The 10,583-nt window shown below is 36.7% G+C and carries 13 protein-coding genes; 11 read left to right on the forward strand and 2 right to left on the reverse strand.

Features of this window, described 5'->3' with window-relative positions; genetic code table 11:
- Nucleotides 1-117: 117 nt before the first annotated feature.
- The 5 genes from rsmG to AC1DCY_RS22855 all read left to right on the forward strand — a co-directional run bounded on the left by rsmG (nucleotide 118) and on the right by AC1DCY_RS22855 (nucleotide 4,720).
- The gene (rsmG, locus tag AC1DCY_RS22835; protein ID WP_477353766.1) at nucleotides 118-834 is read left to right on the forward strand and encodes a 16S rRNA (guanine(527)-N(7))-methyltransferase RsmG; all 717 of its coding nucleotides are present in this window, start codon (nucleotides 118-120) and stop codon (nucleotides 832-834) included.
- Nucleotides 835-1,014: 180 nt separating this feature from the next.
- On the forward strand, nucleotides 1,015-1,914 hold the full coding sequence (gene noc, locus AC1DCY_RS22840) for a nucleoid occlusion protein (RefSeq protein WP_477353768.1): 900 nt from the start codon (nucleotides 1,015-1,017) through the stop codon (nucleotides 1,912-1,914).
- A 402-nt stretch (nucleotides 1,915-2,316) separates the two neighbouring features.
- Nucleotides 2,317-3,078 carry a ParA family protein gene (locus tag AC1DCY_RS22845; protein ID WP_370043997.1) on the forward strand — a complete coding sequence of 254 codons (762 nt, stop codon included), beginning with the start codon at nucleotides 2,317-2,319 and terminating at the stop codon, nucleotides 3,076-3,078.
- The gene (locus tag AC1DCY_RS22850; RefSeq protein ID WP_477353771.1) at nucleotides 3,071-3,925 is read left to right on the forward strand and encodes a ParB/RepB/Spo0J family partition protein; all 855 of its coding nucleotides are present in this window, start codon (nucleotides 3,071-3,073) and stop codon (nucleotides 3,923-3,925) included. The genes AC1DCY_RS22845 and AC1DCY_RS22850 overlap by 8 nt, the downstream gene beginning before the upstream one ends.
- Nucleotides 3,926-4,003: 78 nt before the next feature.
- A complete protein-coding gene (locus AC1DCY_RS22855; protein ID WP_477353773.1) occupies nucleotides 4,004-4,720 on the forward strand; it encodes a DUF554 domain-containing protein in 717 nt (238 codons plus the stop codon).
- Here the strand turns inward: AC1DCY_RS22855 and yyaC are convergent.
- Nucleotides 4,637-5,269 carry a spore protease YyaC gene (gene yyaC, locus AC1DCY_RS22860; RefSeq protein WP_477353775.1) on the reverse strand — a complete coding sequence of 211 codons (633 nt, stop codon included), beginning with the start codon at nucleotides 5,267-5,269 and terminating at the stop codon, nucleotides 4,637-4,639. The two genes, AC1DCY_RS22855 and yyaC, sit on opposite strands and share 84 nt — an antisense overlap.
- A 93-nt stretch (nucleotides 5,270-5,362) precedes the next feature.
- On the opposite strand from yyaC, the gene AC1DCY_RS22865 reads away from it, so the two are divergent.
- The 3 genes from AC1DCY_RS22865 (at nucleotide 5,363) to ychF (ending at nucleotide 7,899) form a co-directional block, all read left to right on the forward strand.
- The gene (locus AC1DCY_RS22865) at nucleotides 5,363-6,247 is read left to right on the forward strand and encodes a mechanosensitive ion channel family protein (protein ID WP_477353776.1); all 885 of its coding nucleotides are present in this window, start codon (nucleotides 5,363-5,365) and stop codon (nucleotides 6,245-6,247) included.
- Nucleotide 6,248: 1 nt separating this feature from the next.
- Nucleotides 6,249-6,449: a DUF951 domain-containing protein gene (locus AC1DCY_RS22870; protein ID WP_370044020.1), complete on the forward strand. Its 201-nt coding sequence runs from the start codon at nucleotides 6,249-6,251 to the stop codon at nucleotides 6,447-6,449.
- Between the two features lie 349 nt (nucleotides 6,450-6,798).
- Nucleotides 6,799-7,899 (forward strand): redox-regulated ATPase YchF, encoded by a 1,101-nt coding sequence (gene ychF, locus AC1DCY_RS22875; protein WP_477353778.1) that lies wholly within the window; start codon nucleotides 6,799-6,801, stop codon nucleotides 7,897-7,899.
- Between the two features lie 175 nt (nucleotides 7,900-8,074).
- On the opposite strand, the gene AC1DCY_RS22880 is transcribed toward ychF, so the two are convergent.
- A complete protein-coding gene (locus AC1DCY_RS22880) occupies nucleotides 8,075-8,638 on the reverse strand; it encodes a DUF3267 domain-containing protein (protein ID WP_477353780.1) in 564 nt (187 codons plus the stop codon).
- Between the two features lie 173 nt (nucleotides 8,639-8,811).
- Between AC1DCY_RS22880 and rpsF the strand changes: the two genes are divergently transcribed.
- The 3 genes from rpsF (at nucleotide 8,812) to rpsR (ending at nucleotide 10,261) form a co-directional block, all read left to right on the forward strand.
- Nucleotides 8,812-9,099 carry a 30S ribosomal protein S6 gene (rpsF, locus tag AC1DCY_RS22885; RefSeq protein WP_053482932.1) on the forward strand — a complete coding sequence of 96 codons (288 nt, stop codon included), beginning with the start codon at nucleotides 8,812-8,814 and terminating at the stop codon, nucleotides 9,097-9,099.
- A gap of 38 nt (nucleotides 9,100-9,137) precedes the next feature.
- Nucleotides 9,138-9,707: a single-stranded DNA-binding protein gene (gene ssb, locus AC1DCY_RS22890; RefSeq protein WP_477353782.1), complete on the forward strand. Its 570-nt coding sequence runs from the start codon at nucleotides 9,138-9,140 to the stop codon at nucleotides 9,705-9,707.
- Between the two features lie 317 nt (nucleotides 9,708-10,024).
- Nucleotides 10,025-10,261: a 30S ribosomal protein S18 gene (gene rpsR / locus AC1DCY_RS22895; RefSeq protein WP_049662616.1), complete on the forward strand. Its 237-nt coding sequence runs from the start codon at nucleotides 10,025-10,027 to the stop codon at nucleotides 10,259-10,261.
- Nucleotides 10,262-10,583: the final 322 nt, after the last annotated feature.

The following is a 10,583-nucleotide window of genomic DNA, read 5'->3' on the forward strand; positions in this document are numbered from 1 at the left end:
GGCCTAAGCACAAAGCCGATTCCGGACGCAATTATGCCGAGGCATAATTGATGGTTATGCTATTCTTACAAATCAATAATAGGAATAGTAAAGCCAGTTAGAAAAAGGAGACTTTACATGAACGAACAACAATTTATCGAGGCTCTGAAGAAAAAGGGCATTGAACTTTCTGAAAAGCAGATTGCACAATTCAAAAAATACTTTGAGTTACTAGTTGAGTGGAATGAAAAGATGAACTTAACAGCTATAACGGATTTAGAAGGTGTTTATTTAAAGCACTTTTATGATTCGATTAGTGCCTCTTTCTATTTTGATTTTTCAAAAGTGACGACAGTTTGTGATGTTGGAGCAGGTGCTGGTTTCCCAAGTATTCCAATTAAAATCTGCTTCCCACATTTACATGTAACAATTGTCGATTCTTTAAATAAAAGAATTACATTTTTAAATCATTTAAGTGATGAGTTACAATTAGATAATATGAATTTTGTACATGCCCGTGCAGAGGAATTTGCTCAAAATGTGAAATATCGTGAACAGTTTGATGTTGTAACGGCACGTGCGGTAGCCCGATTATCGGTATTATCGGAGTTATGTGTACCACTAGCAAAGCAAGGTGGCTACTTTGTTGCTTTAAAAGCAGCAGCTGGTGCGGAAGAATTAAAAGATGCAAAGAAAGCATTGGCTACATTAGGAGTTGCACTACAAGAAGAATTTTCTTTCCAACTACCTGTTGAAGAAAGTGACCGTATTTTATATATCTTTGATAAAATAAAAGGAACACCGAAAAAATATCCGCGTAAACCAGGTGTACCAAATAAATCACCGATTCAATAATTAGTGTTTCATGTGAAACTTCTCAAAGTAGAAAATATTTTTTCTATTTTGAGCATACATACTAGTTATGGATGGTTCACGCAAATGACATCTACGAACTATATACATTTTAGGAAATATAATAAATAATAATAGAAATGAAACAGAGCAAGATAGTTACTTAAAGGTGGTGCCACTTGGATGAAAAGTCCTTTTTCACGTTTTTTTGGAGGCGGGAATAAAACTGAGCCTATTGTGAAAAATGAAGTAGAACAAGCAGAGACGGTTCATGCAGCAGAAGAAGTTATAAAGCTGCCTATTGATCAAATTGTGCCTAACCGTTTTCAGCCACGTACTATTTTTGATGATGAAAAAATTGAAGAATTATCAAGAACCATTCATACGCATGGTGTAATTCAGCCAATTGTTGTACGTAAAACAGCAGAAAATCAATATGAAATCATTGCTGGTGAGCGTCGTTATCGAGCAATGAAAAAGCTACAATGGACAGAAGTTCCGGCAATTATAAGAAATTTAACTGATAAGGAAACGGCCTCTATCGCGTTAATTGAGAACCTACAGCGTGAGGAGTTAACAGCAATTGAAGAAGCTGTTGCCTATCAAAAATTATTAGAGCTGCATGAGCTTACACAAGAAGCTCTGGCCCAACGACTTGGAAAAGGACAATCCACGGTAGCCAATAAATTACGTTTATTAAAGCTGCCTGAAGAAGTGCAGCGAGCTATTATGAAGCGTGAAATCTCTGAACGACATGCACGTGCCTTAATTGCAATTAAAGATCAGCCATTGCAGCTAGAAGTTTTACAACGAACGATTGAAAATGATTGGAATGTTCGTCAGTTAGAAGAGCAGATTTATTCTTTATTACATCCGGAGGCAGAAGTTCAAGAAGAAGCGGAGCCAAAAAAAGTAAAGCCGAAACGTAAGGCCATTAGTAAAGACGTACGCATTGCTTTAAATACGATTAAACAATCGTTATCTATGGTAACAAAGAGCGGTATAACAGTTAAGACTGAAGAAGAAGACACAGAGGAATATTATCAAATTACAGTGAAAATACCTAAAAAGAAAAAGTCTTAAGTCGTGATTGGAATTATATTAAAAAAATAAAGAATTGACTTTTATGACATCATCAAAGTTGAGGATGATATTTGTATAACGTATACCATGTATATAAGTTGGTTGGAATGGCTGGGCGACTACTTGGGGATAAGCGGCTCATTGGGCGACTCCAGGAAAGCGTCAGTCGGAACGAAAATCAACCCCTCGTTATGATGAAGAGCCACTTTTATATCTTTGTACGGAGGAGGCATCTCAGTAATAATTCTGAGATGTCTCCTTTTTTGCATATATTCTTAATATTTTATACAACTATTTTCTGTTTTTTTGATAGAATGAAAGTAAGATAGAGGTATTGATATAGTGATTTTACAAATGATTTGTCAAAGTGAACCTTTGATAGATGAAAGCAGGTGCTTTTAAATGGGTAGAATTATAGCAATCGCCAATCAAAAGGGTGGCGTAGGAAAAACAACGACATCGGTCAATTTGAGCGCTTGTCTAGCATACTTAGGGAAGAAAGTGCTCTTAATCGATACTGATCCACAAGGAAATACAACAAGTGGACTTGGTGTTAATAAAGGAGAACTTCAAGGCTGCATTTATGATGTATTAATTGATGATGAAAACGTTAAAAATGTCATTCAACAAACAAATGTAGAAAACTTAGCAATCGTTCCAGCAACCATTTCACTAGCAGGAGCAGAAATTGAATTAGTTTCGACAATTTCCAGAGAAGTACGCTTAAAGCATGCACTTCAAGATGTAAAAGAAGACTATGATTATATTATTATTGATTGCCCGCCTTCGTTAGGGCTATTAACAATTAATGCTTTAACAGCCTCGGATGCGCTTATTATTCCTGTACAATGCGAATATTACGCATTAGAGGGGTTAAGTCAGTTGTTATCAACTGTCCGTTTAGTGCAAAAACATTTAAATCAGCAATTATATATTGACGGTGTATTGCTGACGATGCTTGATGCGCGAACAAACCTAGGCTTACAAGTTATTGATGAAGTAAAGAAATATTTCCAAGATAAAGTATACAAAACGATCATTCCTCGTAATGTGCGATTAAGTGAGGCTCCAAGTCATGGGCAGCCAATTATCATTTATGACGCAAAATCAAGAGGTGCAGAAGTGTATTTAGAGATGGCGAGGGAAGTGATTAAAAATGGCTAAAGGTTTAGGAAGAGGGATAGGTGCATTATTTCCTGGAGAGTCTATAGAACAAAGTGGACAAGTGGAAGAAATACAATTAGAGCTTATCGTCGCAAACCCATTTCAGCCTCGTAAAATTTTCGATGAAGAAGCTCTACAAGAATTAGCGGACTCTATACAGGAACATGGTATTTTACAGCCGATCGCTGTACGTAAAAAAGGACGCAAATATGAAATCGTTGCTGGGGAACGCCGCTATAGAGCGACTCAATTAGCAGGATTAGAGGTTATTCCGGCTATTATAAAAGAGCTATCAGATGCGCAAATGATGGAACTAGCAATTTTAGAAAATCTACAGCGTGAAGATTTGACAGTTATTGAAGAGGCTGAGGCATATCAAAGCTTAATGGAAAGCTTACATTTAACACAGGAGGAGCTATCCAAAAGATTAGGGAAAAGTAGACCGCATATTGCTAATCATGTTCGTTTACTTGGATTACCAGAGGATGTTCGTGAGTTTATGAATGATGGAACACTATCGATGGGACAAGGACGAGCGTTGCTTGGATTAAAAAATAAAAGAAGAATATCAGAAGTGGCAAATAAGGTCATTAAACAAGGTTTAAATGTACGTCAAGTTGAAATGTTAGTACACAATTTGAATGAAGAAGTTTCACGTGAAACAACTCAACCAAAGAAAAAAGATATATTTGTGGCAGCTAAGGAATCACAGTTGCGTGATTATTTTGGAACAAATGTACAAATTAGGAAAGCTAATAATAAAGGGAAAATTGAAATTGAATTTTACTCTGAAGACGATTTAGAACGTATTTTAGAAATATTAAATTTACAAGAAGAGTTAGAGTAAGAGGAATATCGATAACGTAATCAGAGCGCCGGACTACAAGGCGCTCTCTATTTTTCTAGAGAGAAGGAAGGTTGGGACGTGGTATTACTAGGGGCATTAATTAATGCTTTGCTTATTATGGCAGGTGCATTGGTAGGACGCATCTTTAAAAATATTCCTGAGTCTATGAAAACTACTGTTTTATCGATTATCGGTTTAGCAGTTGCGCTTTTAGGGATTAAAATGGGCTTTGAAAGTGATAATTTTATTATTTTAATGATAAGTTTAGTAGTAGGTACAGTAATTGGTGAGTGGTTAGATTTAGATAATCAAATGAATAGACTTGGAAAATGGGTAGAATCTTTATTTAGTAAAAATCGTACTGATAATAATCAAATTGGCATAGCAGAAGGTTTTGTAACGGCATCTTTAATATTTGTAGTTGGCTCTATGGGCGTCATTGGTGCACTCGATAGTGGTCTGCGTAATGATCATAATATACTTATTACGAAAGGATTAATCGATGGATTTATATCGATAATATTAACATCTACATTAGGTATTGGAGTGCTATTATCTGCAGTACCTGTATTCGTCTATCAAGGATTAATTGCACTTTTTGCAGGTGTTATCAGCTCTTTTATACCAGATGCCGCACTACAAATGTTTATTCAAGAAATGACTGCTGTAGGTGGTGTTATGATTCTTGCCATTGGTTTAAATATAGCAGGATTAACTAAGATCAAGGCTGCTAACTTGTTGCCAAGTCTTATCGTTGTCGGTATTGTGGTTGCTATCTTCTATACTTTTCAATGAATAACGATGTGCAGCAAGCAATAGAGCTCTTGAAAGTTTTTCCGCCATTGCATAAGAAATATGAAGTCTTGTATTTTGTAAAACAAGCATTTCCATAAAGCCTCCAACATTGACGATCCCCTTAATGGAAATGTCACCGATTGGAGGTAATTGTTTTTTTACAGCTTTTCCCGGAAAAATAGGTCCATTTTGGACAGAAATATGTCCAACATTTTGTTCACTTCCAAGACATGCATCAATCGCAATAATGAATGGTTTTATAGTATGATTGTGTAGCTGTTGCATAGTAGTGTCTAAATTAAGAGCATGCAAAGGATTGTCTAAGGAGCCTACAATTTCATATGGAAAACTAATTGACTTTTTTAGGAAGCTACCTGTTAATGGCCCAAGTGTATCACCTGTACAACGGTCACTTCCAATACAACAGAAAATAAGGCGTTCATGATGAAAGGGTATATGTTCTAAAAATAATGTACTCAACTGCCAAACGATATTTTTACTTTCATGATGAAGAGAATAAGGGAGTAACAATTTTGGTATAGTATTCATAAAAAAACTCACTTTCCTTTTTATTTGTAAGAAGTGCTCGATTTTTATGCAGTATACGCAAATTTTTAGCAAGTTATTCAAGAGGTGGTATTAATGGATTACTTTAACGAAAAGGTATTAAAGAACTATTGGGACACGTTGATGTCAGAGGATTTTTGGGTAAAGATAATAAACAATTCAATTAAGATTACAGTTATTTTGATAGCATCGTGGCTAGCTGTACGATTAGGTAAAAAGTTTATTAAAAAAGTGTTTTTAATGCGTATGCGTTCACCTTTAGACCATTCAGAACGTCGACAAAAAACAATTTCGAGATTATTACAAAGTGTCATTTCTTATGTTGTTTATTTTTCAGCAATCATTGCTATTCTCTCTATTTTAAACATTAAGATAGCTGGGTTATTGGCTGGAGCAGGGATTGTCGGTTTAGCTATTGGTTTTGGTGCGCAGAGTTTAGTGAAGGATGTCATTACTGGATTCTTTATTATTTTTGAAGATCAATTTGGTGTTGGCGATTATATAAAAATAAATTCAGCTGAAGGAACTGTTATAGAAATCGGTTTACGTACAACAAAGATTAATGGTTCTACAGGAGAGCAGTTTATTATTCCGAATGGTTCGATTGGGGATGTTGTCAATTACTCTGTCAACAACTCTAAAATTTATATAGATTTACAAATGACGACCGATGCCAATTTTGAAAGAGCTGAAGCTATCATTAAAAAGTATTTAAATACTTTACCTGAAATTCATAAGGAACTTGTAGCAGTACCCGTCTTTTTAGGTGTACAAAATGTTAAGGGTACAGAGGTAACGATCCGTATAGCCGCAGAAACATTACCACAACAACAATACGGGGTTGCTCGTACTATTCGTCGTGATGTTACAAAACTCTTTGAAGAAAATAATATACCAATGGCTCATCCGAAAATGATGTTCTATGGTATGAATGGAAATGAAGAGGGGAGAAATGAGTAATATGGAAGCGAAGAAATTTGGTTTGAACGATATTGTTGAAATGAAAAAGCAGCATCCATGTGGCACAAATAAGTGGAAAATTATTCGGATGGGGGCAGATGTGCGTATTAAATGTGAAGGCTGTCAGCATAGTGTCATGATTCCGCGCCGCGAATTTGAGAAAAAAATGAAAAAGGTTTTAATTTCAGCTAGTGAAGACTAGTTTTTATCTTCAATCAGTAGGTGTTCTGACACCGACTGATTGAAGATAAAGCCTCCGGCGGATGTCACGTATTTTGAAAGGAATGAATATAAGGATGTTAGCCTAAAACCTTCGCATCTTGCGAAAACGGCTAACTGACCTCGTCGTGCAGGCCTGGGCACAATTCTAAATCCGGACGCAATTACGCCAAGGTGAAATTGATGTGTATTAGACTTTTTATGAGTGAATCAATATAATAGATAGGGTTATACAGTGATTCATCAGTGAGGACTTCTGTAACCTCACAGTATCCGTTAGTACGGGAGATAAGAGCAAATTTGAACAGATCAAAGAAAGGTTGTGTCCATTCATGGCATTAACAGCTGGAATCGTTGGTTTACCTAACGTCGGAAAATCAACATTATTTAACGCAATTACAAAAGCGGGCGCATTGGCTGCAAACTATCCATTCGCAACAATCGATCCGAACGTCGGTATTGTTGAAGTACCAGATGCACGTTTAGATAAATTAACAGAATTAGTAACACCTAAAAAAACAGTACCAACAGCATTTGAGTTTACAGATATTGCTGGGATCGTAAAAGGCGCTTCAAAGGGTGAAGGGTTGGGGAACAAATTCCTTGCTCATATTCGTGAAGTAGATGCAATTTGCCAAGTTGTACGTTGTTTTGTTGATGAAAATATTACGCACGTATCAGGTGCAGTAGATCCGATTGACGATATTGAGGTCATTAATTTAGAGCTTGCACTTGCTGATTTAGAATCTGTTGATAAGCGATTACAACGTGTTGGCAAAATGGCAAAGCAAAAAGACAAAGAAGCAATGATTGAAGAACCAATTCTTGTAAAAGTTAAAGAACAATTAGAAAACGGTCGACCAGCACGTGCTGCAGAACTTTCAGAGGATGAGCTAAAGGTTATTAAAGGACTTCATCTTTTAACAATTAAACCTATGCTTTATGTGGCAAACGTCTCAGAAGATGAAGTTGCTGACGCAGATAATAATGAATATGTGCAAAAGGTACGTGAGTATGCAGCTGCTGAAGGAGCTCAAGTTATCACAATTTGTGCAAAAATCGAGGAAGAAATTTCTGAGCTTGATGATGAAGAAAAAGCAATGTTCTTAGAAGAACTAGGCATTAAAGAATCTGGTTTAGACCAATTAATCCGTACTTCATATGATTTACTAGGACTAGCAACTTACTTCACTGCTGGGGTACAAGAGGTACGTGCATGGACGTTCCGTAAAGGTATGAAGGCACCTCAATGTGCAGGAGTCATTCATACAGACTTTGAACGTGGATTTATTCGTGCAGAAACAGTTGCTTTCGATGATTTAGTAGAAGCTGGTTCTCAACCTGCTGCTAAAGAAGCTGGTAAAGTACGTCTTGAAGGTAAAGAGTATGTTGTACAAGACGGCGATATTATGTTATTCCGTTTCAATGTGTAAAATACAAACAGGGGCAATCTTTAAATGGATTGCCTTTTTGTTTATATACTTATCCGAATTTTCGTATTACAAATAAAAGAACATGGTTTAGAAATTGAACGCCCTAAATTTGTGTCAAACATAGAATCTGCTTGGAGCCAAGCAGATTCTATTAGTAATGTAACTTCCATCAAAGTTATTTCTTTTCCTCAGGCATATATACATAAAGCTTTGGTAAATGAGGGTCATCCTGTATTAACGCATTTTTGGGATATTTGCGCAGTTCTTTATACATGGAAAAATCACCTACTGCTCCAGCTATTAAAAAAGCCCCCACTAATACTAAAACAGTACTGTCAAAATAGAAACCAGCAATTGTCGGGAGGACGCCAGTTGTCCAGAATGGAAGTAATAAAGCTTTTTTCATTGCACGATTCTGTAACGGTTGTTCAGTTGTTGCATACGCTACCCCAAGCTCTAAATTCACGCCGTATTTTAACGATTTAAAGGGCACGCCTCCGAAGACCATAAAGCCAATTAAATGAAAGGCTTCATGTAAGATGATGAAAACAATATACAAAATGACGAAAAGGATGGATCCAATAATCACATTCCAAAATGTTGTGGAAAAAGGATCTTTAGTGTAAATATATTGAATCGCCATAAATATTAGTACAAGACAACTAGTGACAACGATATTTTCCAACATTAGTTTCTTTATATTGAGTTCAATGACAATAGGTTCTTTATCTGTTAACATGAAGATCCACCTTTCATTCATGAATTAAGTTCATTATATAGAAAGAATTGTTTGGTTGCGACTTGAAAGACATGTATCTATATGTTACAATTCATTGATGTGAGTAATAATTATTACTTGCTCCTTGCTCCCTGTGTACAGGAGAGCCTAAGTCCATAAGGAGGTGTAAACAGATGAGAAAATACGAATTAATGTACATCGTACGTCCGAATATTGAAGACGAAGCGAAGAAAGCTTTAGTTGAACGTTTCAACGAAATCTTAACTTCTAACGGTGCAGAAGTCATCGAATCAAAAGAGTGGGGCAAACGCCGCTTAGCTTATGAAATTCAAGACTTCCGCGAAGGTTTCTACCAAATCGTGAAAGTAAACGCTACTTCAGAAGCAATTAACGAATACACACGTCTTGCTAACATTAGCGAAGATATCATTCGTCACATTGCGGTTCGCCAAGAAGCATAATCAGTTAACAAAATGCTGAAAAGGAGGTTGCATTTCTGATGATAAACCGTGTCGTATTAGTTGGAAGACTAACAAAAGATCCTGAGCTACGCTATACGCCTAATGGTGTTGCGTCTACAAGATTTACAGTTGCTGTGAATCGAACATTCTCAAACCAACAAGGTGATCGCGAAGCTGATTTCATTAGCTGTGTTGCATGGCGCAAACAGGCTGAAAACTTAGCAAACTTCATGCGAAAAGGAAGTTTGATTGGAGTGGAAGGTCGCATTCAAACAGGCAGCTATGAAGGACAAGATGGTAAACGAGTATACACAACAGATGTAGTGGCAGATAGCGTACAGTTTTTAGAGCCTCGTAATACTAGCGGTGCTCCTGCTCCTCAATATGGTGGGCAGAATACTTACGGTAATAATCAACCGTCATACGGCGGTGGACAACCACAGCAACAGTTTGGTGGTGCTATGCCAGGGCAGGGTTCATTTGGCGGCGATTCTTATCAGCAAAATCAACCACCTATGAATCAGCCGAATTATACACGTGTAGATGAGGATCCATTTGCTAATAGCAAAGGACCGATAGAAGTATCTGAGGATGACTTACCATTTTGACCGGTAGTGAAATGTCTAATCTAAGAACACTACTCTATTCCTTGATAATTAAGTACTTATAGCAAGTTATAGTGTCTAATCTATAGGTTGTAAAAAGGGGAAATATTAAGATTTTTGACAGGTAGATAAATGTCTAATCTTAAAATGCTCCAGTAGGTCTTGACAATTATGGATTTATAGCAAGTTATAGGTGTCTAATCTATATGTTGTTAAAAGGGGAAAATTTGGTAAGCTAATTCAGATACGTCTAATAGGATAATTAACATTCTAATATCGATTAGTCTAAGTTAAAAAATTATTAAAGGAGGAAAACGATAATGGCACCACGTCGCGGAGGCCGCAAACGCCGTAAAGTTTGCTACTTCACTGCTAATAACATTACGAACATCGATTATAAAGATGTAGATCTTTTAAAGAAATTCATCTCTGAACGCGGTAAAATCTTACCACGTCGCGTAACTGGCACTAGCGCTAAGTACCAACGTAAATTAACTTCTGCTATTAAAGTATCTCGTATTATGGGATTACTTCCATTCGTTGCTGAAGATAAATAAAATTTATTAATAAAAGCACAACAAGGTTTTCATAACCTTTGTTGTGCTTTTTTTATGGCTATTTTCTCAAAGATTGTTGCTTCTGGTTTATCTATCTTGTTCAACTAAAGCTACCCGTTAGCCATCCATGTAGCGCAAAAACCAGCGCTACACCACAGAAGATGAAAATGTATTCAGAACGGGTATTGTATACTACGGCTGGGAGAGGAAGGTCGATAAACTATGGTGCCTTGAGCCCTTCCGTTAGTCTGACTCCAACGACCACGGTGTATCACTGACTGTCGCTCCCTCACGGGAAGCACTCATGGGAGATTCATCCTAC

The organism is Lysinibacillus sp. 10T31, assembly GCF_056394365.1.